Annotated in this window: 23 protein-coding genes, 3 tRNA genes and 1 pseudogene; 23 read left to right on the top strand and 4 right to left on the bottom strand. The window is 66.6% G+C overall.

Annotated elements, in window-relative coordinates; all coding sequences use genetic code 11:
- The first annotated feature begins 82 nt into the window (after nt 1–82).
- The 8 genes from HMPREF2581_RS27930 to HMPREF2581_RS27895 all read left to right on the top strand — a co-directional run bounded on the left by HMPREF2581_RS27930 (nt 83) and on the right by HMPREF2581_RS27895 (nt 4,268).
- Nucleotides 83–158, top strand: a tRNA-Glu gene (locus HMPREF2581_RS27930).
- A gap of 93 nt (nt 159–251) precedes the next feature.
- Nucleotides 252–327: transfer RNA gene (locus HMPREF2581_RS27925), tRNA-Ala, on the top strand.
- A 46-nt stretch (nt 328–373) separates the two neighbouring features.
- Nucleotides 374–449: transfer RNA gene (locus HMPREF2581_RS27920), tRNA-Glu, on the top strand.
- 158 nt (nt 450–607) lie between these two features.
- Nucleotides 608–1,150 carry a TetR/AcrR family transcriptional regulator gene (locus HMPREF2581_RS27915; protein WP_003091415.1) on the top strand — a complete coding sequence of 181 codons (543 nt, stop codon included), beginning with the start codon at nt 608–610 and terminating at the stop codon, nt 1,148–1,150.
- An 11-nt stretch (nt 1,151–1,161) separates the two neighbouring features.
- Nucleotides 1,162–2,019: an alpha/beta fold hydrolase gene (locus tag HMPREF2581_RS27910; RefSeq protein WP_003107646.1), complete on the top strand. Its 858-nt coding sequence runs from the start codon at nt 1,162–1,164 to the stop codon at nt 2,017–2,019.
- Between the two features lie 112 nt (nt 2,020–2,131).
- Entirely contained in the window at nt 2,132–2,779 is a 648-nt protein-coding gene (locus HMPREF2581_RS27905; protein WP_003091412.1) for a bifunctional 4-hydroxy-2-oxoglutarate aldolase/2-dehydro-3-deoxy-phosphogluconate aldolase, read from the top strand.
- Nucleotides 2,779–3,216: an acyl-CoA thioesterase gene (locus tag HMPREF2581_RS27900; RefSeq protein ID WP_003111181.1), complete on the top strand. Its 438-nt coding sequence runs from the start codon at nt 2,779–2,781 to the stop codon at nt 3,214–3,216. Before HMPREF2581_RS27905 ends, HMPREF2581_RS27900 begins: the two co-directional genes overlap by 1 nt.
- A 92-nt stretch (nt 3,217–3,308) precedes the next feature.
- Complete coding sequence (locus HMPREF2581_RS27895; protein ID WP_003091408.1) at nt 3,309–4,268, top strand: tRNA dihydrouridine synthase; 960 nt, start codon at nt 3,309–3,311, stop codon at nt 4,266–4,268.
- A 14-nt stretch (nt 4,269–4,282) separates the two neighbouring features.
- Here the strand turns inward: HMPREF2581_RS27895 and HMPREF2581_RS27890 are convergent, their stop codons facing one another.
- Nucleotides 4,283–5,029, bottom strand: a complete 747-nt coding sequence (locus HMPREF2581_RS27890) for an SDR family oxidoreductase (protein WP_003138492.1) — start codon at nt 5,027–5,029, stop codon at nt 4,283–4,285.
- Nucleotides 5,030–5,045: 16 nt separating this feature from the next.
- Nucleotides 5,046–5,849 carry a glyoxalase/bleomycin resistance/extradiol dioxygenase family protein gene (locus HMPREF2581_RS27885; RefSeq protein ID WP_003091406.1) on the bottom strand — a complete coding sequence of 268 codons (804 nt, stop codon included), beginning with the start codon at nt 5,847–5,849 and terminating at the stop codon, nt 5,046–5,048.
- Nucleotides 5,850–6,006: 157 nt separating this feature from the next.
- Between HMPREF2581_RS27885 and HMPREF2581_RS27880 the strand changes: the two genes are divergently transcribed.
- Entirely contained in the window at nt 6,007–6,456 is a 450-nt protein-coding gene (locus tag HMPREF2581_RS27880) for an Hsp20 family protein (RefSeq protein ID WP_003091405.1), read from the top strand.
- Between the two features lie 43 nt (nt 6,457–6,499).
- Here HMPREF2581_RS27880 and HMPREF2581_RS27875 read toward each other — a convergent pair whose 3' ends face one another.
- Nucleotides 6,500–7,828 (bottom strand): SGNH/GDSL hydrolase family protein, encoded by a 1,329-nt coding sequence (locus HMPREF2581_RS27875; RefSeq protein WP_003138494.1) that lies wholly within the window; start codon nt 7,826–7,828, stop codon nt 6,500–6,502.
- Nucleotides 7,829–7,939: 111 nt separating this feature from the next.
- On the opposite strand from HMPREF2581_RS27875, the gene HMPREF2581_RS27870 reads away from it, so the two are divergent.
- A complete protein-coding gene (locus HMPREF2581_RS27870) occupies nt 7,940–8,851 on the top strand; it encodes a LysR family transcriptional regulator (protein WP_003138496.1) in 912 nt (303 codons plus the stop codon).
- Nucleotides 8,852–8,930: 79 nt separating this feature from the next.
- Nucleotides 8,931–9,308 (top strand): RidA family protein, encoded by a 378-nt coding sequence (locus HMPREF2581_RS27865; RefSeq protein WP_003091402.1) that lies wholly within the window; start codon nt 8,931–8,933, stop codon nt 9,306–9,308.
- Between the two features lie 92 nt (nt 9,309–9,400).
- On the opposite strand, the gene HMPREF2581_RS27860 is transcribed toward HMPREF2581_RS27865, so the two are convergent.
- Nucleotides 9,401–10,294 carry a LysR family transcriptional regulator gene (locus HMPREF2581_RS27860; RefSeq protein ID WP_003091401.1) on the bottom strand — a complete coding sequence of 298 codons (894 nt, stop codon included), beginning with the start codon at nt 10,292–10,294 and terminating at the stop codon, nt 9,401–9,403.
- A 162-nt stretch (nt 10,295–10,456) separates the two neighbouring features.
- Between HMPREF2581_RS27860 and leuC the strand changes: the two genes are divergently transcribed.
- The 12 genes and pseudogenes from leuC to HMPREF2581_RS27800 form a co-directional block, all read left to right on the top strand.
- Nucleotides 10,457–11,881, top strand: a complete 1,425-nt coding sequence (gene leuC, locus HMPREF2581_RS27855; RefSeq protein ID WP_003091399.1) for a 3-isopropylmalate dehydratase large subunit — start codon at nt 10,457–10,459, stop codon at nt 11,879–11,881.
- A gap of 11 nt (nt 11,882–11,892) precedes the next feature.
- Entirely contained in the window at nt 11,893–12,531 is a 639-nt protein-coding gene (gene leuD / locus HMPREF2581_RS27850; RefSeq protein ID WP_003138498.1) for a 3-isopropylmalate dehydratase small subunit, read from the top strand.
- 71 nt (nt 12,532–12,602) lie between these two features.
- Nucleotides 12,603–13,364 (top strand): class I SAM-dependent methyltransferase, encoded by a 762-nt coding sequence (locus tag HMPREF2581_RS27845; protein ID WP_003091396.1) that lies wholly within the window; start codon nt 12,603–12,605, stop codon nt 13,362–13,364.
- Between the two features lie 58 nt (nt 13,365–13,422).
- Complete coding sequence (gene leuB, locus HMPREF2581_RS27840; protein WP_003091395.1) at nt 13,423–14,505, top strand: 3-isopropylmalate dehydrogenase; 1,083 nt, start codon at nt 13,423–13,425, stop codon at nt 14,503–14,505.
- A gap of 69 nt (nt 14,506–14,574) precedes the next feature.
- Complete coding sequence (gene asd, locus HMPREF2581_RS27835; protein WP_003111187.1) at nt 14,575–15,687, top strand: aspartate-semialdehyde dehydrogenase; 1,113 nt, start codon at nt 14,575–14,577, stop codon at nt 15,685–15,687.
- Nucleotides 15,688–15,788: 101 nt separating this feature from the next.
- Complete coding sequence (locus tag HMPREF2581_RS27830; RefSeq protein ID WP_003091393.1) at nt 15,789–16,799, top strand: aspartate-semialdehyde dehydrogenase; 1,011 nt, start codon at nt 15,789–15,791, stop codon at nt 16,797–16,799.
- Nucleotides 16,800–16,967: 168 nt separating this feature from the next.
- Nucleotides 16,968–19,742 carry a motility hub landmark protein FimV gene (gene fimV, locus HMPREF2581_RS27825; RefSeq protein ID WP_003138501.1) on the top strand — a complete coding sequence of 925 codons (2,775 nt, stop codon included), beginning with the start codon at nt 16,968–16,970 and terminating at the stop codon, nt 19,740–19,742.
- Nucleotides 19,743–19,763: 21 nt separating this feature from the next.
- A complete protein-coding gene (gene truA, locus HMPREF2581_RS27820; RefSeq protein ID WP_011666599.1) occupies nt 19,764–20,621 on the top strand; it encodes a tRNA pseudouridine(38-40) synthase TruA in 858 nt (285 codons plus the stop codon).
- An 88-nt stretch (nt 20,622–20,709) separates the two neighbouring features.
- Nucleotides 20,710–21,345 carry a phosphoribosylanthranilate isomerase gene (locus HMPREF2581_RS27815; RefSeq protein ID WP_003091389.1) on the top strand — a complete coding sequence of 212 codons (636 nt, stop codon included), beginning with the start codon at nt 20,710–20,712 and terminating at the stop codon, nt 21,343–21,345.
- Nucleotides 21,346–21,613: 268 nt separating this feature from the next.
- Nucleotides 21,614–22,486, top strand: coding sequence for an acetyl-CoA carboxylase, carboxyltransferase subunit beta (accD, locus tag HMPREF2581_RS27810; protein WP_003104199.1), 873 nt, complete (start codon nt 21,614–21,616; stop codon nt 22,484–22,486).
- The gene (gene folC, locus HMPREF2581_RS27805; protein ID WP_003138507.1) at nt 22,483–23,772 is read left to right on the top strand and encodes a bifunctional tetrahydrofolate synthase/dihydrofolate synthase; all 1,290 of its coding nucleotides are present in this window, start codon (nt 22,483–22,485) and stop codon (nt 23,770–23,772) included. The genes accD and folC overlap by 4 nt, the downstream gene beginning before the upstream one ends.
- A 3-nt stretch (nt 23,773–23,775) precedes the next feature.
- A pseudogene (locus HMPREF2581_RS27800) lies at nt 23,776–24,054 on the top strand (SPOR domain-containing protein); the annotation flags it as partial.

Below are 24,054 nucleotides of genomic sequence, written 5' to 3'. Positions count from 1 at the left end.
GAGGTCGACGGTTCGATCCCGTCTAGCTCCACCAAATTGCCGGGAATACGCGGTTGGTTTTGCGGATTCCTACGAAGGTTTCGTCCCCTTCGTCTAGTGGCCTAGGACACCGCCCTTTCACGGCGGTAACAGGGGTTCGAGTCCCCTAGGGGACGCCACTTCATGTTCATCCGTCCCAGCAATGGATGAGCGTGTCGATGACCGGAAGGTTGTCGAAGCGATCGGAAGATCGCCCGCCTGATGGCGAATTCGGGGCTATAGCTCAGCTGGGAGAGCGCTTGCATGGCATGCAAGAGGTCGACGGTTCGATCCCGTCTAGCTCCACCACATTCCAAGGCCAGCATCGCTGGCCTTACTTTTCGAAGGTTTCATTGTCCCCTTCGTCTAGTGGCCTAGGACACCGCCCTTTCACGGCGGTAACAGGGGTTCGAGTCCCCTAGGGGACGCCACTTTTTCCCGCTCTGCGGGGCTCTATAGGGCCATTCCGAATTGGAATGGCCCTTTTGTTTTTTCCCTTTTCGAATTTCCTGACAGACGGTCCGGCCGTACGCTTGCCGATTTTTATTATGCATATAATATTTCACTCATAATATTTTCGGAGATCGTCATGAGCGACAAGAAAACCCAGACCCGTGCCCGCATCCTCGGTGCCGCCACCCAGGCCCTGCTCGAGCGGGGCGCCGTCGAGCCTAGCGTCGGGGAAGTGATGGGCGCGGCGGGGCTCACCGTCGGCGGCTTCTATGCCCACTTCCAGAGCAAGGATGCGCTGATGCTCGAGGCGTTCGAGCAATTGCTCGGCAAGCGCCGCGAACTGCTCGGCGAACTCGACCCCGGATTGTCGGGAAAGGAGCGTCGGGCCTTGGCGGCCGCTTTCTACCTGTCGCGCAAGCATCGGGACGCACAGGTCGACGCCGGTTGTCCGCTGCCGGCGACCCTCGCCGAGGTGGCGCGCCTGCCGGAGGGGTTTCGCGAGGTCTTGAGCAGGCATGTCGAGATCATGGTCGCCAGCCTGGCGGAAAGTCCCGAGGAAACCGACGTCGCCCTGGCCGACCTGGTGTTGATGATTGGCGGTTTGGCGCTGGCCCGGGCATTGGGGCCGGGCGAGCTGTCCGACCGGGTTCTGCGTGCCGCCAAGCAGGCGGTGAACTGAGGAGGTGCGAGATGAGCAGCCTGACCTGGATTCGCGGTTTCAACGGGACGATCGGCCGCATCGCGCCGCGTTGGACGGCCGAGCGTATGCGTCGGGCGTTCATGATGCCTGGCGAGTGGCCGCCGAAGGATTGGGAGCTGCCGCTGCTGGCCAGCTCGGAGCGCGTCACTCTGCGCTTCGGGCTGTCGGTGTTGCGCTGGGGCGAGGGGCCGGCAGTCCTGCTGCTGCATGGCTGGGCCGGCAGGCCGACACAGTTCGCCCATCTGATCGAGCAACTGGTCGGCGCGGGTTATTCGGTGTATGCCCTCGATGCGCCGGCCCATGGCCGCTCGCCGGGCAGGGAGGCGAACGTGGTGCTGTTCGCCCATGCCTTGCTGGAGGCCGCTGGCGAGTTGCCGCCGCTGCGTGCGGTGGTCGGTCATTCCCTGGGTGGCGCGGCGGCGTTGCTGGCGGCCCAGATGGGGCTGCGCAGCGAAGCGCTGGTGACGGTCTCGGCGCCGTCGCGGATTCTCGAACAGTTGCGCCTGTTCGCTCGTTTCGTCGGTTTGCCGGCCCTGGCTCGCTCGCATTTCATCCGCCTGGTCGAGCGTCAGGCGGGCATATCCGCGGCGTGCCTGGATGTGGCGCGCTACCGTCTGGAAATGCCCGGACTGGTGGTGCATGCCGACGACGACCCGCGCGTAGCGGTGGAAAATGCCGAGCGCATCCATGCCGCCTGGCCGGCTAGTCGCTTGCTGCGCCTGCCGGGCGGCGGCCACCACCGACTGCTCGGCGAGCGCAGGCTGAGCGAGTCGCTGCTGGCGCTGCTCGAGGAGCGTCCGGCGATGCGCGCTTGCCGGCGCGTGGAAAAGACGGCGAGCGCTTCCTGAGGCGCGTAGCAGAGGGGTTGTCGTTGTCCTGACCTCGGTTCTTCGGTAAAAAGCGCTGTGGCCCGCGCGGAGCGATCCGGCGGGGCGAGCCGTTTCGAATCGAGGAATGCCCATGACATTGCCGCTGGATCGGGTCCTGCTGCAGGCCAGCCCGGTATTGCCGGTGCTGGTGATCGAGGACGTGGCGCTGGCGCCCGACCTGGCGCGCGCGTTGTATGCGGGCGGCGTCACGGTGTTGGAAGTGACGCTGCGCACGCCGCAGGCGCTGGACGCGATCGCCGCCATCCATCGCGAGGTGCCCGAGGTCCTGCTGGGGGCGGGTACCCTGATCCACACCGAGCAGTTTCTCGAGGCACGCGACGCGGGCGCGCAGTTCGCCGTCAGCCCCGGATGCACGCCGCGCCTTGCCGCCGCCGCGGAGGATGCCGGCCTGCCATACCTGCCCGGGGTGATGACGCCTTCGGAAGTGTTGCTGGCGCTGGAGTACGGTTATCGCTCGCTGAAGCTGTTCCCGGCCGATGGCACTGCCAGCGTGAAAATGCTGAAAAGCCTGAAGGGGCCGTTCACCGGCATCCGCTTCTGCCCGACCGGCGGCGTCAACCTGGACAACCTGCTGAATTTCCTCCGCCTGCCCAATGTCGCCTGTGTCGGCGGCACCTGGCTGGCGCCGCCGAGCTTGATCCGGGCGCGGGCCTGGGATCAGATCACACAACTGGCCAGGGAAGCGCGCGAACTGGCCGGCAGCCTGGAGCAGCATTGATGAATTGGGACTACGCCGATCCGTTCGTGATCGACCTCAGGGTCCTCACCGAGGACATCGACGGGCTCGGCCACGCGAACAACGCCGTCTACGTCAGTTGGTTGGAGCGCTGCGCCTGGCGCCACTCGCAGCGGCTGGGCTTGGACCTGGCCGAGTACCGCCGGCTGGACCGGGCGATGGCGGTGCTGCGCCACGAGATCGACTACCTGGCCGCGGCCTACGAGGGCGACGAACTGCAACTGGCGACCTGGATCGTCGAGTCCGACCAGCGCCTGCGGATGAACCGGCGCTTCCAGTTGGTACGCCCGGCGGATGGCGCCACGCTGCTGCGGGCGCAGACCACCTTCGTCTGCATCGAACTGTCCAGCGGCAAGCCGAAGCGGATGCCGGCGGAGTTCATCGACGGCTACGGCCAGGCTCTGCTCGCCGGGGCCTGACCCGTCGCGCGTCGGCCGGCAGGCATTCGCACTTTGTTCCGGGCGGCGGATTCTCTAGAATCCGCCGCCTGTCATTTTCGAGGTAGTGGTTCGTGCAAATCGCCCTGGCGCCGATGGAAGGTCTGGTGGATGAAATCCTCCGCGACGTGCTGACCCGCGTCGGCGGCATCGATTGGTGCGTCACCGAATTCATCCGCATCACCGATCGCCTACTGCCGGCCACGGCTTTCCACAAGCTGGCGCCGGAGCTGCGCGACGGCAGCCGGACCCGCGCCGGGACGCCGATGCGTGTGCAGTTGCTCGGCTCCGATCCTGCGTGCCTGGCGGATAACGCCGCGTTCGCCTGTGAGCTGGGTGCCCCGGTGATCGACCTGAACTTCGGTTGTCCGGCCAAGACCGTGAACCGCTCGCGCGGCGGCGCGGTATTGCTCAAGGAGCCGGAGCTGATGCACGACATCGTCGCCGCCGTGCGTCGCGCGGTGCCGAGCGAGATTGCGGTGACCTCGAAGATGCGCCTGGGCTACGACAGTCCCGACGGCGCCCTGGATTGCGCGCGGGCCCTGGCCGACGGCGGCTCGGCCCATGTAGTGGTGCATGCCCGGACCAAGGTCGATGGCTACAGGCCGCCGGCGCACTGGGAGTGGGTGGCGCGGGTGGCCGAGGCGGTGCGCGTGCCGGTGTTCGCCAATGGCGAAGTGTGGACGCTCGACGACTACCTGCGTTGTCGCGAGGTCAGCGGGGTGGAGGACATCATGCTCGGTCGCGGCCTGGTCTCGCGTCCTGGCCTGGCTCGGCAGATCGCCGCCTGGCGCGATGGCGGCGAAATCCACGAGATGCCCTGGAGCGAGCTGTTGCCGCTGCTGCGCGACTTCTGGCTACAGGCCCGGCGCAAGCTCGCCCCGCGCTATGCCCCGGGGCGTCTCAAGCAGTGGCTGGGCATGCTCACGCGCACCTATCCCGAAGCCGTCGAGCTGTTCGCGCGGATTCGCCGGGAAAGCGATTGCGAAACCATCGACCGGTTGTTGCAGGTGTCGTTCAGCCAGGCGGCCTAGCTTGCGTAGCAGGCCTAGCGGCCGCCGCTGACATCGATGAAGGTGCCAGTGCTGTAGCTGGCTTCGTCCGACGCCAGCCAGAGAATCGCCCGCGCGACTTCCTCCGCCGTGCCGCCGCGTCCTAGCGGTATGCCGCCCTTCAGGCGTTCGATACGGCCGGGCTCGCCGCCGCTGGCGTGGATCTCGGTATCGATCAGTCCGGGCCGCACCGCGTTGACCCGGATACCCTCCGCCGCCACTTCCCTGGCCAGCCCGATGGTCATGCTGTCGATGGCGCCCTTGGCGGCGGCATAGTCGATGTATTCGTTGGGCGATCCCAGCCGCGAGGCCATCGAGGATACGTTGACGATGCTGCCGCCGTGCCCGCCGTGGCGGGTCGACAGGCGCTTCACCGCCTCGCGGGCGCAGAGGAAGCTGCCGGTCACGTTGGTCGCGAATACCCTGTGCAGGCGCGCCGCGTCGATGTTTTCCAGGCGCGTCTGCGCTTCCAGCATGCCGGCGTTGTTGACCAGCACGTCGAGGCGGCCGAAACGTTCGTCGATGGCGGCGAACAGCCGCTCGACATCGCCTTCCTCGGCTACGTCGGCCGCCACCGCCAGGGCTTCGCCGCCCTGGCGCTCGATGCGCTGGCGCAGCGCTTCGGCGGCCTCGCGGTTGCGCAGATAGTTGAGGACGACCGCATAGCCGCGCTCGGCGGCGAGCAGAGCGGTGGCGGCGCCGATGCCGCGGCTGGCTCCGGTGATCAGCATGACGTTGCGCATGATGATGCTCCCCAGGTCAGTAGCGAGTGAAGGTCAGGTAGTCGGCGTCCCAGCCCAGGCCCTGCCAGAACAGGTTGGACAGCGGCGCGTCAAGGGCCGATTGCGCGCGGATCAGGCCGGCGCCGCGCGAGCGCAGGGCCTCCTCGGCACTGCCCACCAGTTCCCGGGCCAGGCCCTGGCGGCGGGCCTGCGGCAGTACGTAGAGCTCTGCGATCTCTCCCACCCGTGCCTGACCGTCCTCGATCTGCCACAGGTGGGCGAGGACGAAACCGCGGGGATGCTGCTGGGCCTCCGCCAGCCAGAGCAAGCGGTTGCGCGAGGCGGCCAGGAGCAGTGCCTGGATCGCCTGCTGGTCGCCGGCATCCAGGGTTTCCCCGGCTTCGCGGACATTGGCTTGCCAGAGCGCGGCCACAGCGGGGACGTCGTCGGCGCTGGCCAGGCGAACCCGGTGTTGCTCTGGCGTCGCATCGAGCTCCTGGCCGACCCGCAGCAGGTTGCCGTCGGGATCGACCAGGGCGAATTCGCGCATACCCCAGGGCTGGTCTTCCAGGGCCGTGATGCGTGGAATCCCCTGGCCGCCCAGGCCGAGGGCCGCGGCCTGGCGATGCAGCGCCTGGGCGTCCTCCAGGCGCAGGTAGGCAGCGCTGCAATTGGTCTTCGGTTCGAGCGCTTCGAACAGCGACAGGTGCAGCTCCAGGGCGCCGCGCTGGAGGATGGCGTAGGTCGGATAGCGAGCGCCAAGGTGGAAGCCGAGGGACTGGTAGAAGGCGCTGGCGCTGTCCAGATCGCGGCAGGGGAAGGTCGGGATTGCGCGTTCCATAGCGACGGTTCTCGAAAGGATGAGTTTCGATCTGAGCACGACGAACGGTCGTTCTCAAGGCTCTTGAAATACTTCCGATGATCCCTATCTAGTTCGTGCGGGATGCCGAAGACGGGTTCCGCACCAGAGTACTTGCTGATAATTCAGGAGATTCGCAATGAGCAACGCTTTTTCCCTCGCCCCGCTGTTCCGTCATTCCGTAGGCTTCGATCGCTTCAACGATCTGTTCGAGTCGGCCCTGCGCAATGAGGCCGGGAGTACCTACCCGCCCTACAACGTCGAAAAGCACGGTGACGACGAGTATCGCATCGTCATCGCCGCCGCCGGCTTCCAGGAAGAAGACCTGGACCTGCAGGTCGAGCGCGGCGTGCTGACCGTCAGTGGCGGCAAGCGCGAGAAGTCCACGGACAACGTGACCTACCTGCACCAGGGCATCGCCCAGCGCGCCTTCAAGCTGTCGTTCCGCCTCGCCGACCATATCGAGGTCAAGGCGGCTTCGCTAGCCAACGGCCTGCTGAACATCGACCTGGTCCGGCTGGTTCCGGAAGAAGCCAAGCCGAAGCGTATCGCCATCAATGGCCAGCGCCCGGCACTGGACAACCAGTAACCGTCAGCGGTGATCGAAAAAAGGCGCCTTCGGGCGCCTTTTTTCATTTCGTTGCGCTATCGGCCCGGGGCTCTGCCGGTGTGCCGTCAGGCACCTCGTCCAGCAGGACGTCGAGGTCGATGGCGGCCGCCATCGCTCGGTTGCCTTCGTCGCTGGGGTGCAGATGGTCGCCGGAGTCGTAGCGCGCGGCGAGCCGCGACGGCTGCTTCGGATCGCGCAATACCGCGTCGAAGTCGATCACCGCATCGAAGGCGCCGGCATGACGGATCCACTCGTTAACCTGCCTGCGCAGGGCTTCCTTGGCGGGATGGTAATAATCGCTCAACGGCGTGCCGGGCAGTGCGCCCTCGAACGGCGTGAGGGTCGCGCCGACGACCCGGATACCCCGGTTGTGCGCCCGTTCGATCAATTGCCGGTAGCCGGCGATCAGCGCTTCCAGGGTGGGCGGTGCGGCATTCCGGGCAAAAGCGGTACCGGGCCAGGCAATGTCGTTGATGCCGAGCATCACCACCATGCTGCTTGCGCCTGGCTGGGCCAGTACGTCGCGGTCCAGACGTGCCAGCGCGCTCGCGCCCATGCCGTCGCTCAGCAGACGGGCGCCGGAAATCCCCGCATTGACCACGGCGACGCCATGCGGGGCCAGGCGTTCGGCGAGGAAGTCCGGCCAACGGCTGTTCCGGTCGAGGCTGGCGCTGGCTCCGTCGGTGATCGAGTCGCCGAGCGTCACCAGCGTCCGCGTTGCCGTTTCGGTTTCGACCAGGATACCTGTCAACAGCAGGCGCGCGGTGGTGCTCTGGCTGTCCGCCGCGTCCAGCTGCAATGCGTGGCTTTGGGTCTGCTCGCCGGCGACGATCCAGCCCGTCTGGCGGCCGTCCCAGTGGAAGGTTTCCATGGGCGTGGCGGCCGGCAGGTAGAGACTCACCAGCACCTGCGAGAGCGCGGCCACCGGCATCGTCACCGGATCGCTGAGTAGCGTGGCGCCGGGCGCGATGGTCGCCGTCCGGCGTCCGCCGAAGGTCACGTCATGCCGGCTGCCGGTGGCGACCGCGGCGCGCTCGGAACCCGGTTTGGCCAGGGTGGCCCGGCCGATCCGGATCGGGCGCTTTCCATAGGTATTTGCCAGGACGATGCGCACGCGCGTTCCTCCCAGGCTGATTCGCGCCAGTTGCCGCACCGTCTGGTCGTGCAGTTCGGCCGGCACGTTGCTGGGAAACAGGAAGTCCTCAGCCCAGACCGGCTGCGGGCTGGCCTGCCAGCTGGCGGTCCAGGAAGCGGCCGGCGCGGCGCAGGCGTACAACAGGCTCGTTGCGAGCGCGAAGGCCCGGGTTGCGCTGGAGGTCGCGGCGGGAAGTCTTTCGATGGGTCGTTTCATGTCGTTGAATTCAGTGGTTATCCTGTAGCTGATGATGAATTCAAAGATTTAAGGGAAATAGACCGTCGCGGGGAACATCATTTATGAAGCGAAATCATCAGGCAGGGCGCCATGGCCCGGCTTGAAGTCAACCGTTCCGGCGAACTGGAGGTGTTTGCCCGGGTCGTCGAGTCGGGGGGCTTTTCCGCCGCCGCTCGACGTTGCGGCATGACGCCCTCGGCAGTCAGCAAGCTGATCACCCGGCTCGAACAGCGCCTGGGAACCCGCTTGCTGAACCGCTCCACCCGTCAATTGCAACTGACGCCCGAGGGATGCACGTTCTACGAGCGCGGGGTGCGTATCCTGGCCGACCTGGAGGAAGCCGAGCGGTGTGCGAGCGAAAACGCGGCGCCGCGCGGGCGCTTGCGAGTCAACGCCAACGTGCCTTTCGGACATCATTTCCTGCTGCCGCTGGTGCCCGAGTTCCTCGCGCAGCATCCCGAGGTGACGCTGGATATCGTGCTGACCGATGAGGTCGTCGACATCCTCGAGCAGCGCACCGACGTGGCCGTGCGCGCGGGGCCGCTGAAAAGCTCGAGCCTGGTGGCGCGCAAGCTGGGGAGCACGCGCATGCTGATCGTCGGTGCGCCGGCCTACCTGGCCCGGCATGGCATGCCGGCCACGCCGCAGGCGCTGCTGGGGCACAACCGCCTCGGCGCCAACTATGTGCGAACGCGCTCCGGCTGGCCGCTGCGGGACGCCGGCGAGGAACTCGTGGTGCCGTTGTCGGGCAACGCCCAGGCCAGCGATGGCGAGGCGCTGCGCCGTCTGGCCGTGGCCGGCCTGGGCCTGGCGCGGCTGGCCGCGTTCCAGGTGCGCGAGGACATAGCCGCCGGTCGCCTGATTCCCGTGCTCGAGGCATACAACCCGGGCGACCTGGAGGAAGTCCACGCCGTCTACGTCGGCCAGGGCGGCTATCTGCCGCTGCGCGTGCGGGCGTTCCTGAACTTTCTGGCGGAGCGCGTCGATATGAGCCAGGGTTGATCGCAGTGCTACATGAATACGCCGATTCCGCGGCCGAAAGCTTTTCTTCCTAGCGCTTCATCCACAGGAGGCAATCCAGATGAGCGATGACATCCAGCGTTACCCCAGCAGCCTGCCGTTTCCCTTTTCCCGCGCGGTGCGGGCCGGCGGCTTCCTGTTTCTTTCCGGACAGGTGCCGATGAGTCCGACCGGCGAGGTGGTACGTGGCGATATCCAGACCCAGACCGAAGCGGTGATGGCACGCATCGGCGAGACCCTGGAGAGCTGTGGCGCGCGTTTCGACCAACTGGTGAAGGTCACCGTCTGGCTGTCGGACATGGCCCACTTCGCCGGTTTCAACGAGGTCTACCAGCGTCATGTGCAGGGGGCCTTGCCGGTACGCTCGACGGTGACCGCCGGGCTGGCGCTGGGGGTCGACGTGGAGGTCGAGGTGCAGGCGTGGGTCGGCGAGGGCTGAGTCGCGAGGGCATTGGCATGCAGGTCGGGTGAGCGCTGGCCGCGGACGGCGAAGAGGGGAGGGCCTACCCGTGGCGTTCGACCTGAATCGCTTCAGGCCGCTGGAGTGCCGTTGCCGAATGCCTGTTCGTCGAGCAGGCGCATGAAGGCGCGCGCGGCGTTCGACAGGGTCCGCTCGGTGTGCAGGATGTAGCCGAGCTGGCGGCTGAGCTGGATGTCCTGTAGCGGCAGGCGCACCACCTGGTCGTCGAGCATGGTCCGCGGCAGCACGCTCCAGGCCAGGCCGATGGAGACCATCATCTTGATGGTCTCCAGGTAGTTGGTGCTCATGGCGATGTTCGGCGTCAGCCCTTCGGCTTCGAACATGCGCCGCACGATGTGGTGGGTGAAGGTGTTGCCGCCGGGGAATACCGCGGGGTGCTTGGCGACGTCGGCGAGGAACACCGTGCCCTGTCGGGCCAGCGGGTGCTCCGGGGCGGCGACGAAGTCCAGCGGGTCGTCCCACACCGGGACTGCGCGCACCGGTTCGGCGGTTTCCGGGGCCAGGGTGATCACCGCCAGTTCCGCACGGCCATGAAGGATCTCCTCGTAGGCCACTTCCGAATCCAGGAACTGGATATCCAGCGCCACCTGCGGATGCGCCCGGGTGAAGGCGCGCAGCAGCGGCGGCAGGCGATGCAGGCCGATGTGGTGGCTGGTGGCCAGGACCAGCCGGCCGCTGACCTCGCCGGTGAGGTTGTTCAGCGCCCGGCGGGTGTCGTCGAGCACGTTGAGCAACTGATAGGCGCGCGGCAGCAGGGCGCGGCCGGCCTCGGTGAGGTTGACCTCGCGGCCGACCCGGTCGAACAGCCGGGCATTGAGCTGCTGTTCGAGGGCGGCGATGCGCTTGCTCACCGCCGGTTGGGTCAGGTGCAGGCGCTCGCCGGCCTCGGAGAAGCTGCCGGTCTCGGCAATGGCGATGAAGGTGTTGAGGCTGTTCAGGTCCATTGCGGGCCTCCGCTGGTTTCGGCTGCCCGGAGCTTAGCGCCAATGGATTCCTGTTGGGAATGCTTTGGATGAAAAATATGAATTTGAGTTATTCGTAGACAAGCCATAGGATCATCCTCACAAGCCCTGTGGGCATAGAAATAAGCTGATGAGGAAATCCCGATGGCCGGCAAGACCCTCTACGACAAACTCTGGGACATGCACCTGGTCAAGCAGCGCGACGACGGTTCGGCGCTGATCTACATCGACCGCCATATCCTGCACGAAGTGACCTCGCCGCAGGCCTTCGAGGGTCTTCGCCTGGCCGGGCGCAAGCCGTGGCGGATCGACGCCAACATTGCCACCCCGGACCACAACGTGCCGACCACCCGCACCGAGCGCAAGGGCGGCATCGCCGCCATCGCCGACGAGGTCTCGCGCCTGCAGGTGCAGACCCTCGACGAGAACTGCGATGACTTCGGCATCACCGAATTCAAGATGAACGACGTGCGCCAGGGCATCGTCCATGTGGTCGGTCCGGAGCAGGGCGCGACCCTCCCGGGGATGACCGTGGTCTGCGGCGACTCGCACACTTCCACCCACGGCGCCTTCGGCGCGCTGGCCCACGGCATCGGCACTTCCGAGGTCGAGCATGTGCTGGCGACCCAGTGCCTGGTGGCGAAGAAGATGAAGAACATGCTGGTCAAGGTCGAAGGCAGGTTGCCGGCCGGCGTCACGGCGAAGGATATCGTCCTCGCGGTGATCGGCAGGATCGGCACCGCCGGCGGCAACGGCCACGCCATCGAGTTCGCCGGCAGCGCCATCCGCGACCTGTCCATCGAAGGGCGGATGACCATCTGCAACATGTCGATCGAGGCGGGCGCCCGCGTCGGCCTGGTCGCCGTCGACCAGAAGACCATCGACTACGTGAAGGGCCGGCCCTTCGCGCCGAGCGCCGAGCAATGGGACCAGGCCGTCGCCTGCTGGCAGGGGCTGGTGTCGGACGCCGATGCCCGCTTCGATACCGTGGTCGAGCTGGACGCCGCGCAGATCAAGCCGCAGGTCAGCTGGGGCACGTCGCCGGAAATGGTCCTGGCCGTGGACCAGAACGTGCCGGACCCGGCCCGCGAGAGCGACCCGATCAAGCGCGGTTCGATCGAGCGCGCCTTGAAGTACATGGGCCTGCGGCCGAACCAGGCGATCACCGACATCCAGCTGGACCGGGTATTCATCGGTTCCTGCACCAACTCGCGGATCGAGGACCTGCGCGCTGCCGCCGAAGTGGCCAGGGGCCGCAAGGTCGCCGCGACCATCAAACAGGCGCTGGTGGTGCCGGGTTCCGGGTTGGTCAAGGAGCAGGCCGAGAAGGAAGGCCTGGACCGGATCTTCATCGAGGCCGGCTTCGAATGGCGCGAGCCGGGCTGTTCCATGTGCCTGGCGATGAACCCGGACCGGCTGGAGAGCGGCGAACACTGCGCCTCGACCTCCAACCGCAACTTCGAGGGCCGTCAGGGCGCCGGTGGCCGTACCCACCTGGTCAGCCCGGCGATGGCCGCCGCCGCGGCCGTCAACGGCCGCTTCATCGATGTCCGCGAATTGCTCGCCTGAGGAGAACCGAGATGAAACCCTATACCCAGACGACCGGTCTCGTCGCTCCGCTGGATCGCGCCAACGTCGATACCGATCAGATCATTCCCAAGCAATTCCTCAAGTCGATCAAGCGCACCGGCTTCGGCCCCAATCTGTTCGACGAATGGCGCTACCTGGATGTCGGGCAGCCGGGACAGAACAACTCGAAGCGTCCGCTGAACCCGGACTTCGTCCTCAACCAGCCGCGCTACCAGGGCGCCAGCGTACTGCTGGCGCGGGAGAACTTCGGCTGCGGCTCGTCCCGCGAGCACGCGCCCTGGGCGCTGGACGAGTACGGTTTCCGCACGGTGATCGCACCGAGCTATGCCGACATCTTCTTCAACAACAGTTTCAAGAACGGCTTGCTGCCGATCATCCTGCCCGAGGCCGAGGTGGACGAACTGTTCCGCCAGGTCGAGGCGAACGAAGGCTACCAGTTGTCCATCGACCTGGCGGCGCAGACCGTTACCCGTCCTGATGGCAAGGTGCTGGGTTTCGAGGTCGACCCGTTCCGCAAGCATTGCCTGCTCAACGGCCTCGACGACATCGGCCTGACGCTGCAGGACGCCGATGCGATCCGCGCCTTCGAGGACGGCTACCGCCAGCAGCAGCCCTGGCTGTTCCGCTGAGCGGCACGCGAGTCCCCTTGCCGGGCGCATCCTGGGTAGGGTGCGCCCGGTTTTTCTCCTGGAGTAGATTCATGAGCGACCACGATGACGTTGTCCAGCGCCAGTTCGGCGCCCAGGCTGCGGCCTACCTGAGCAGCGCCGTGCATGCCCAGGGCGAGGAATTCGCCTTGCTGCGCGACGCCCTGGCCGGGCGCCCGGAAGCGCGGGTCCTCGACCTGGGTTGCGGCGCCGGCCACGTGAGCTTCCAGGTCGCCGCCCTGGCAGGGGAGGTGGTGGCCTACGATCTTTCCGCCGAGATGCTCGCCGTGGTGGCGCAGAGCGCCGCGGAACGGGGCATGGCGAACATCCGCACCGAGCAGGGCAAGGCGGAGAGCCTGCCCTTCGCCGACGGCGAGTTCGATTTCGTCTTCAGTCGCTATTCCACCCATCACTGGCGCGACGTCGGCCTGGCCCTGCGCGAGGTGCGACGGGTGCTCAAGCCCGGCGGGGTGGCGATCTTCGTCGACGTGGCGGCGCCCGGGCAGGCCTTGCCGGACACCTTCCTGCAGACCGTCGAGCTGCTCCGCGACACCAGCCATGTGCGCAACTACTCGCCGGCCGAGTGGGCGCGCCTGAGCGGCGAGGCGGGGTTGCTGGTCACCGGAAGCCGGCGCCAGCGTCTGCGCTTGGAGTTCCAGTCGTGGGTCGAGCGGATGCGTACGCCGGAGGTGTTCCGCCAGGCGATCCGCAGCCTGCAGCTGGCGGTGGGCGAGGAAGTCAGAGAGTATTTCGAGATTGCCGACGACGGCTCGTTCAGCACCGACGTGCTGGTGCTGTGGCTGCGTCGGGAGTGACGGTTCGATCACGGCGGCGCATGCCCGCCGTTCAATGAATGAAGGACAAGAGGGTGTTATGAGCAAGCAGATCCTGGTTCTCCCCGGTGACGGTATCGGTCCGGAAATCATGGCGGAAGCGGTCAAGGTGCTGGAGCTGGCCAACGACAGGTTCCAGCTCGGCTTCGAACTGGCCGAGGACGTCATCGGTGGCGCGGCCATCGACAAGCACGGCGTGCCGCTGGCCGACCAGACCCTGCAGCGCGCGCGCCAGGCCGATGCGGTGCTGCTGGGCGCGGTAGGAGGGCCGAAATGGGACAGGATCGAACGCGATATCCGTCCCGAGCGCGGTCTGCTGAAGATTCGTTCGCAACTGGGCCTGTTCGCCAACCTGCGTCCGGCCATCCTCTACCCGCAACTGGCCGCGGCCTCCAGCCTGAAGCCGGAAGTGGTCGCCGGGCTGGACATCCTCATCGTCCGCGAACTGACCGGCGGCATCTACTTCGGCCAGCCCCGCGAGCAGCGCGTGCTGGAGAACGGCGAGCGCCAGGCCTACGACACCCTGCCGTACAGCGAGAGCGAAATCCGTCGTATCGCCCGCGTCGGTTTCGACATGGCCCGCGTACGCAACAACAGGCTCTGCTCGGTGGACAAGGCCAACGTCCTCGCCTCCAGCCAACTGTGGCGGGAAGTGGTGGAAGAAGTGGCGAAGGACTACCCGGACGTCGAGCTTTCCCATATGTACGTGGACAACGCCGCCATGCAGCTGGTGCGCGCGCCCAAGCAGTTCGACGTGATGGTCACCGACAACATGTTCGGCGACATCCTGTCGGATGAGGCTTCCATGCTGACCGGTTCCATCGGCATGCTGCCTTCTGCCTCGCTCGACGCGAACAACAAGGGCATGTACGAACCCTGCCACGGTTCCGCCCCGGACATCGCCGGTCAGGGCATCGCCAACCCGTTGGCGACCATCCTCTCGGTCTCGATGATGCTGCGCTACAGCTTCAGCCAGGCGACCGCCGCCGACGCCATCGAGCAGGCGGTGAGCAAGGTCCTCGACCAGGGGCTGCGCACCGGCGACATCTGGTCCGAAGGCTGCCGCAAGGTCGGCACCCGGGAAATGGGCGATGCCGTAGTCGCGGCACTCAAGAATCTGTAATCTGACGGGCTTGGCCGGCGCCATGATGGCTGCCGGCCAGCTCACTTCTCTCATATAGGTGTAGTTGCGATGAAGCGTGTAGGTCTGATCGGTTGGCGCGGGATGGTGGGTTCCGTACTCATGCAGCGGATGCTGGAAGAGCGGGACTTCGACCTGATCGAGCCGGTGTTCTTCACCACGTCGAACGTCGGTGGCCAGGGCCCGGAAGTGGGCAAGGACATCGCTCCGCTGAAGGACGCCTACAGCATCGACGAGCTGAAGACCCTCGACGTGATCCTGACCTGCCAGGGCGGCGACTACACCAGCGAAGTATTCCCCAAGCTGCGCGAGGCCGGCTGGCAGGGCTACTGGATCGATGCCGCCTCCAGCCTGCGCATGGAAGACGACGCGGTGATCGTCCTCGACCCGGTCAACCGCAAGGTCATCGACCAGGCCCTGGACGCCGGCACCCGCAACTACATCGGCGGCAACTGCACCGTCAGCCTGATGCTGATGGCCCTGGGCGGGCTGTTCGACGCCGGCCTGGTCGAGTGGATGAGCGCCATGACCTACCAGGCCGCCTCCGGCGCCGGCGCGCAGAACATGCGTGAACTGCTCAAGCAGATGGGCGCCGCCCATGCATCGGTGGCGGATGACCTGGCCAACCCGGCCAGCGCGATCCTCGACATCGATCGCAAGGTGGCGGAGACCCTGCGCAGCGAAGCCTTCCCCACCGAGCATTTCGGCGCGCCGCTGGGCGGCAGCCTGATCCCCTGGATCGACAAGGAACTGCCCAACGGGCAGAGCCGCGAAGAGTGGAAGGCCCAGGCGGAGACCAACAAGATCCTCGCCCGCTTCAAGAACCCGATCCCGGTCGACGGTATCTGCGTGCGCGTCGGCGCCATGCGTTGCCACAGCCAGGCACTGACCATCAAGTTGAACAAGGATGTGCCGCTGACCGACATCGAGGGCCTGATCAGCCAGCACAATCCCTGGGTCAAACTGGTGCCGAACCACCGCGAGGTAAGCGTGCGCGAGCTGACCCCGGCCGCCGTCACCGGCACCCTGAGCGTTCCGGTCGGGCGCCTGCGCAAGCTGAACATGGGCTCCCAGTATCTCGGCGCCTTCACCGTCGGCGACCAGTTGCTGTGGGGCGCTGCCGAGCCGCTGCGGCGCATGCTGCGGATTCTGCTGGAGCGCTGATCGATCCGGCGCCGCCCGCAATGGGCGGCGCCTCGATTGCCTGGGCGAAGGTGGGCAAGTAAAGTGCCACGCCTATTTCGCAGACCGCCGAGGCTTTTCCCATGTCCCAGCCCCTCAATGTCGCAGTCGTAGGCGCCACCGGATCGGTTGGCGAGGCTCTGGTCGGTCTCCTCGACGAACGCGACTTCCCGCTTCATCGTTTGCACCTGCTGGCCAGCGCCGAGTCGGCCGGGCAGCGCATGGGTTTCGCCGAAAGCAGCCTGCGCGTCGGCGATGTCGATAGCTTCGATTTTTCCAGTGTCGGCCTGGCCTTCTTCGCCGCGGCAGCCGAGGTGTCGCGTGCCCATGCCGAGCGCGCCCGCGCGGCGGGTTGTTCGGTGATCGACCTGAGCGGCGCCCTGGAACCGAGCGTCGCACCGCCGGTCATGGTTTCGGTGAATGCCGAACGCCTGGCCTCGCAAGCGGCGCCGTTCCTTTTGTCCAGTCCTTGCGCCGTAGCCGCCGAACTGTGCGAAGTGCTGGCGCCACTACTGGCCACGCTGGATTGCCGGCAACTGAACCTGACAGCCTGCCTCTCCGTCTCCAGCCTGGGGCGCGAAGGGGTGAAGGAACTCGCCCGGCAGACCGCCGAACTGCTCAATGCGCGCCCCCTGGAGCCGCGTCTCTTCGACCGCCAGATCGCCTTCAACCTGCTGGCGCAGGTCGGCGCGGTGGATGGCGAGGGGCACAGCGCGATCGAGCGGCGCATCTTCGCGGAGGTGCAGGCCTTGCTTGGCGAGCGTATCGGACCGTTGAACGTTACCTGCATCCAGGCGCCGGTATTCTTCGGCGACAGCCTCAGCGTGACCCTGCAGTGCGCGGAACCGGTGGACCTGGCCGCGGTGACGCGGGTCCTCGATGCGACGAAAGGTATCGAATGGGTCGGCGAGGGCGATTATCCGACGGTGGTCGGCGATGCCCTCGGCCAGGACGAGACCTATGTCGGCCGGGTGAGGGCGGGGCAGGCTGATCCCTGTCAGGTCAATTTGTGGATTGTGTCTGATAATGTGCGAAAAGGTGCCGCGCTGAATGCCGTGCTCCTGGGTGAGTTGTTGATAAAACACTATCTGTAAAAGATACTTACCCACAGATTTGTAGAATTATTCGAGCTTGTTAATACTGGTTCGATCCGCTGCTGCCGGGGAGCGTCCGTCCATGCATGGCTGGGCGAGCGGACAGCAAGCACCGACGCACTCCCTCTCGTGAAACGAGAAAAGATATTAAAACCAAGGGATTACACTATGGTTCGGCTTCGTACACTGGTTCGGGCAATCGCGGCGGCCTCGGTCCTGACTTCCGGCATGGCGCATGGATTGGGACTGGGGGAAATCACCCTGAAGTCGGCGTTGAACCAACCGTTGGATGCCGAGATCGAGCTGCTCGAAGTTCGTGACCTGGGTTCGGGCGAGGTGATCCCGAGCCTGGCGTCGCCGGAAGAGTTCAGCAAGGCGGGCGTCGATCGCCTGTACTACCTCACCGACCTGAAGTTCACGCCGGTGGTGAAGCCCAACGGCAAGAGCGTCATTCGCGTGACCTCGTCGAAGCCGGTGCAGGAGCCCTACCTGAACTTCCTGGTCCAGGTGCTCTGGCCGAACGGCCGCCTGCTGCGCGAGTACACCGTCCTGCTGGATCCGCCGCTGTACTCCCCGCAGGCCGCGGCAAGCGCTCCGCAAGCGCCGGTCAGCGCGCCGCGCGCGACCGGCGCCCCGCGAACCCCGCAGGCGCCGGCTCCGGTGCGTACCACCGCGCCGGCAGGCAGCGACACCTATCGCACCGTTTCCAACGACACGCTCTGGGAGATCGCCCAGCGCAACCGTACCGATCGCGTTTCCGTACCCCAGGCGATGCTCGCGTTCCAGGAACTGAATCCGGGCGCCTTCGTCGATGGCAACATCAACCGGCTGAAGAGCGGCCAGGTCCTGCGCATTCCCACCGAACAGCAGATGCTGGAGCGCTCGCCGCGCGAGGCGCTGTCCCAGGTGCAGGCGCAGAACCAGAGCTGGCGCGGCAGCCGCAATCCGGCCGCGGGCACCGCTGGCGCCAGGCAGTTGGATGCGACCCAGCGCAATGCCGCCGGGTCGGCGCCATCCAAGGTCGACGCCACGGACAACCTGCGCCTGGTGTCTGGCGAGGGCAAGGCCAGCAAGGGTGCCGACAAGGGCGGGAAGGGCGACAGCAAGGCGATCGCCGATACCCTGGCGGTGACCAAGGAAAGCCTCGATAGCACTCGCCGCGAGAACGAAGAACTGCAGAGCCGCATGCAGGATCTGCAGAGCCAGCTGGACAAGCTGCAGAAGTTGATCCAGTTGAAGGACGCCCAGTTGGCCAAGCTGCAAGGGCAGTTGGGCGCCGAAGGCCAGGGCGCAGCCCAGCCGAACGCAGCCCTGCCGGATGCGTCCCAGCCCAATGCAGCCGCGCAGGCGCCGGCTCAGCCCGGGACTCCCGCTGCGGCAGCGCCGACTCCTGCTCCGGCCGGAGAAGCACCCGCCGCTCCGGCGCAGCCTCCGGTGGCGCCGCCGCCCGCGCCAGTTGCCGAGAAGCCTCCGGCACCTGCCGTTCCGGCGCCCGCTCCGGTACAGGCGGCAGAACAGCCGGCACCGAGCTTCCTCGACGAACTGCTGGCCAACCCGCTGTGGTTGGCGGTGATCGGCGGTAGTGCACTGCTGGCGTTGCTGGTGCTGCTGATGATCCTGTCGCGGCGCAATGCGCAGAAAGAGAAGGAAGAAGCCCAGGCTTTCGCCGCGGATGCCGGCGAGGAACAGGAGGATGCGCTGGACCTGGGAAAGGACGGCTTCGACGACCTGACCCTCGACGAGCCTGAACCGCAGGTCGCAGCCGCTGCGCCGCAGGTCGAGAAGACCACTGCGCAGACTTCCGATGCGCTGGGCGAGGCCGACATCTATATCGCCTACGGGCGTTTCAACCAGGCCGCCGAACTGTTGCAGAACGCCATCTACGACGAGCCGCAGCGCACCGACCTGCGCCTCAAGCTGATGGAAGTCTATGCCGAGATGGGCGATCGCGAAGGTTTCGCTCGCCAGGAAAACGAGCTGCGCGAAATCGGCGGCGCACAGCCGCAGGTCGAGCAGCTCAAGTCGCGCTACCCGGCAATGGTCGCGGTCGCCGCGGTTGCCGGCCTGGCCGGCGCCAAGCTGGCGCAGGACGAGCTGGATAGCTTCAGCCTCGACGACCTGTCGCTCGACGACAGCGGTCACGCGGCCAAGCCGGATGCGGCAGGACAGGATCTCGACGACGCCTTCGACCTGAGCCTGGACGACCTGGGCGGCGGCGATCTTGGCAGCGACGACGTGCAGGCCGATCTCAAGTCCGACAGCGGGGCGCTGGACGACCTGACCCTGGACAGCGATCTGGACCTGGCGGCCTCGACCGCGGCGGACAAGCCTGTCGACGATCTCGACTTCGGCCTGGATTTCGCGGAGTTGGCAGAGACTCCGAGCCAACCCAAGCATGACGACCTGGGCGATTTCTCCCTGGATCTCGATGCGCCGGAAGACAAGCTTTCGGACGACGACTTCCTGCTTTCGCTGAACGACGAGGTGCCCGCCGCGGCGCCAGCCAACAACGAATTCACCCTCGATACCGAGGCTGCCGAAGAGCCGGCGTTGTCCCTGCCGGACGACTTCGACCTGTCGCTGGCCGACGAGCCGACGGAGCCGGCCGCTCCGGAGAAGGGCGAGGACAGTTTCGCCGCCCAGTTGGACGAGGTGAGTGCGCAGTTGGACGAGTTGGCCAGCAACCTTGACGAGCCGAAGAGCGCGGCGCCGAGTTTCTCCGCCGAGGATGCAGCGGTCGCCTCCGCCCTGGACGGAGACGCCGACGATGACTTCGACTTCCTCTCCGGTGCCGACGAAGCGGCGACCAAGCTGGATCTGGCTCGCGCCTACATCGACATGGGCGATAGCGAAGGCGCGCGCGATATCCTCGACGAAGTCCTGGCCGAAGGTAACGACAGCCAGCAGGCGGAAGCCCGCGAGTTGCTGGAGCGCCTGGCCTGATCCGGAAATGAAGCGACCCTCATGAACGATGTTGTTCCGCCAGCGGCAGCCGAATCGGCTGCCGCTGGCGTTTCCAGAATCGCCCTCGGCATCGAGTACAAGGGCTCCCGCTATCGTGGCTGGCAGCGCCAGGAAGCCGGCGTGCCTTCCGTGCAGGAAGCGCTGGAGCGCGCCTTGTCGAAGGTTGCCGCCGAGCCGGTCGGGGTGATCTGCGCCGGCCGTACCGACGCTGCCGTTCATGCCAGCGGCCAGGTAGTGCATTTCGACACCGCGGTGGAGCGCCCGTTGAAAGCATGGGTGATGGGCACCAACGCCAACCTGCCCGCGGATATCAGTGTGACCTGGGCGAGAGTGATGCCGGCGCATTTCCACGCGCGCTTCTCGGCCATGGCCCGGCGCTATCGCTACGCCATCTACAACGATCCGATCCGCCCGGCGCACCTGGCCGAGGAGGTCACCTGGAACCATCGGCCGCTGGATATCGGGCGGATGCGCGAGGCGGCCCAGGTACTGGTCGGCACCCATGACTTCACCTCGTTCCGGGCGGTGCAGTGCCAGGCCAAGTCGCCGGTCAAGACCATGCATCACGTGCGCTTGCTGGAGCATGGTCGGTTGATCGTGCTGGACATCCGCGGTAACGCTTTCCTTCACCATATGGTGCGCAACATCGCTGGCGTCCTGATGACCATCGGTGCCGGCGAGCGGCCGATCGAATGGGCGAAGGAGGTGCTCGAGACGCGCGACCGGCGCGCCGGTGGGGTCACCGCTCACCCCTACGGACTCTATCTGGTGCGGGTGGAGTACCCCGGGGAGTTCGAGTTGCCCGAGCGCTACCTGGGGCCGCATTTCCTTTCCGGATTGCCCGATATCGTCGGCTGACGTCGAATCGGGCTTTTGCTACCATCGAGAATTCCCGCCGGACCGGCCGTCCGCGGTTCGTCGCTCACTCGTCGAGGATTCTCCGTCGTTGCCAGCCGTTCGCATCAAGATCTGCGGTATCACCCGAGTCGAGGACGCCCTCGCCGCCGCCGCGGCGGGCGCCGATGCCATCGGCCTGGTGTTCTATGCGAAGAGCCCGCGGGCGGTGGATATCCATCGGGCGCGGGAGATCGTTCGTGCCCTGCCGCCGTTCGTGACCAGCGTCGGCCTGTTCGTCAACGCCAGCCGCTGCGAACTGGGCGAGATTCTCGATGCGGTGCCGCTGGACCTGCTGCAATTCCATGGCGACGAGCGCGCCGAGGACTGCGAGGGACATCGGCGACCCTACCTGAAAGCCCTGCGGATGAAGCCCGGCGACGACATCGTCGGGCGCGCGGCGGCATATCCGGGAGCTGCCGGGATTCTCCTGGATACCTATGTGGAAGGCGTGCCCGGCGGCACGGGGGCGGCGTTCGACTGGTCGCTGGTGCCGGCCGACCTGGGCAAACCCCTGGTGCTGGCCGGCGGTCTGACGCCGGATAACGTCGGCAGGGCAGTCGAGCAGGTCAAGCCCTACGCGGTGGACGTCAGCGGTGGCGTCGAGGCGAGCAAGGGAATCAAGGATGCGGCGAGGGTCCGCGCGTTCGTGGACGCGGTGCGTTCGCGGCGCCGCGACGAGACATGATGTGACGACGGGCGACCCGCCGCCGTCCACTAGCGTGTCGCCGTTTCCGCGACAACGCCCGGCCGCCGATAGGGAGGCCAGATATTTCGCGATAGCCGCTCGCCGGGTATCGCCCAGGTGACCGCGCAGGCGGGGGATGGGACAGGCCGCGAAACGCTTCGCAGCCGTGGGGCCCACCGCTGCCGGCGGTCACGAAGATGAATTTGCTCAGGGACGCCGTCACCGGATCGGTGCGGCCATCCCGACCTTGCACTGGAGAACAAAGAGCATGAGCAACTGGCTGGTAGACAAGCTGATCCCTTCCATCATGCGTTCCGAGTCCCAGAAGAGTTCGGTACCGGAAGGCCTGTGGCACAAATGCCCGTCCTGCGAAGCCGTGCTGTACCGTCCGGAGCTGGAAAAGACCCTGGATGTCTGCCCGAAGTGCGACCACCACATGCGCATCAACGCGCGTACCCGCCTGGACATCTTCCTCGATGAGGACGGTCGCGAGGAGCTGGGTGCCGACCTCGAGCCGGTGGACCGCCTGAAATTCCGCGACAGCAAGAAGTACAAGGATCGCCTCGCCGCGGCACAGAAGGACACCGGCGAGAAGGACGCGCTGATCGCCATGAGCGGCAAGCTGCAGGGTATGCCGGTGGTCGCCTGCGCCTTCGAGTTCTCCTTCATGGGCGGTTCGATGGGCGCCATCGTCGGCGAGCGCTTCGTTCGCGCGGCCAACGTCGCCCTGGAGAAGCGCTGCCCGCTGATCTGCTTCTCCGCCTCCGGCGGCGCGCGCATGCAGGAAGCGCTGATCTCGCTGATGCAGATGGCCAAGACTTCGGCGGTCCTGGCGCGCCTGCGCGAAGAAGGCATCCCGTTCGTCTCGGTATTGACCGACCCGGTCTACGGCGGCGTTTCCGCCAGCCTGGCGATGCTCGGCGACGTGATCGTCGGCGAACCCAAGGCGCTGATCGGCTTCGCCGGTCCCCGCGTGATCGAGCAGACCGTCCGCGAGAAGCTGCCGGAAGGCTTCCAGCGTAGCGAGTTCCTCCTCGAGCATGGCGCCATCGACATGATCGTGCATCGTGCCGAGTTGCGGCCGCGCCTGGCCAATCTGCTGTCGGCCTTCACTCATTCGCCGAGCCCCGTATCCGCATGACCCAGCGTTCCCTGGCCGATTGGCTGAGCTATCTCGAACAACTCCATCCGACGGCCATCGACATGGGTCTGGAGCGTTCCCGCGAGGTAGCGCGCCGGCTCGGCCTGGGAAGGCCGGCGAAACGCGTGGTCACCGTTACCGGGACCAACGGCAAGGGCTCTACCTGCGCCCTGCTCGCCGAGCTGCTGCGTGAGCAGGGGTTGTCGGTCGGGGTCTACAGCTCGCCGCACCTGCTGCGCTATAACGAGCGGGTGCGGATCGACGGCATCGAGGCCGGCGATGCGCAACTGTGCGACGCCTTCTCCGCGGTGGAGGCCGCACGCGGCGAGATTTCCCTGACCTATTTCGAAATGGGCACGCTGGCCGCCTTCTGGCTGTTCGAGCGCGCCGGGCTGGACTTCGCGGTGCTGGAAGTCGGCCTTGGCGGGCGCCTGGATGCGGTCAACCTGATCGACGCCGACCTGGCGCTGATCACCAGCATCGGCCTGGACCATGCCGAGTGGCTGGGCGATACCCGCGAAAGCGTGGCTTTCGAGAAAGCCGGTATCCTGCGCGCCGGCAAACCGGCCCTGTGCGGCGATCTCGATCCCCCGCAGCCATTGCTGGAGCAGGTGGCTGCGCTGGGGGCACCGCTTTACCTGCGCGGTCGCGACTACGACCTGGCGCTCGCCGATTATGGCTGGCACTGGCGCGGGCTGGCCGCGGACGGCCAGGCGCTGTCGCTGCACGATCTGCCGTTGCTCGAGTTGCCCATGGAAAACGCCGCGCTGGCCCTGCAGGCCTACGCGTTGCTCGAGTTGCCCTGGCAGGCGGAGCGCCTGGCCGAGGCGCTGCGGCGGACCCGGGTGACCGGTCGCCTCGATCGCCGCGACCTGTCCTGGGACGGCCAGCCACGCCAGCTCCTGCTGGACGTCGGGCACAATCCCCAGGCCGCCCAGTACCTGGCGCAACGCCTGCGTGCCGCAGCGCCACGAGGACGCTACCTGGCGGTCTTCGGCCTGCTGGCGGACAAAGACCTGGATGGCGTACTGGAACCCTTGACCGGCTTGGTGCAGGATTGGGCCGTTGCACCGTTGCCGACCCCGCGTTCGCGGCCGGCCGCGGAGCTGGAGGCGGCGCTGATCCTGCGCCAGGTTCCGGCGAGCAGCCATGCGGATATCGCCGCTGCCCTGGACGCGCAGTGCGCCAAGGCTACCGCGGATGATGTCATTCTGCTGTTCGGATCGTTCTATAGCGTGGCCGAAGGCCTGGAGTGGCTGGCCCGTAGAACGGATAAGGGGGAGTAAACCATGGCCTTGCTGGAAAGAGGGCTGAAGCAGCGCATCGTCGGGGCGTTGGTGCTGATCGCCCTGGCGGTGATCTTCCTGCCGATGCTGTTCACCCGCGAAGACGAGTCGCGCCAGGTCGTGGTGGAAGCGCCGCCGCGCCCGCAAGCGCCGGCCATGCCCAGTGTCGAGGTGCAGCCGACCGAGGTGCCGGAACTGCAGCCCGGCGAAGAAGACATCGCTCCCGAGATCGTCGAGGAAGGCTCCCCGGCCGCCGCCGGCCAGCCCAGCCAGCCGATCGGC

This window comes from Pseudomonas sp. HMSC057H01, assembly GCF_001836405.1.
GTDB classification, from domain to species: Bacteria; Pseudomonadota; Gammaproteobacteria; order Pseudomonadales; family Pseudomonadaceae; genus Pseudomonas; species Pseudomonas aeruginosa.
Note: the sequence above shows the minus strand (reverse complement) of the source record. Positions and strands in the feature narration are given on the sequence as shown.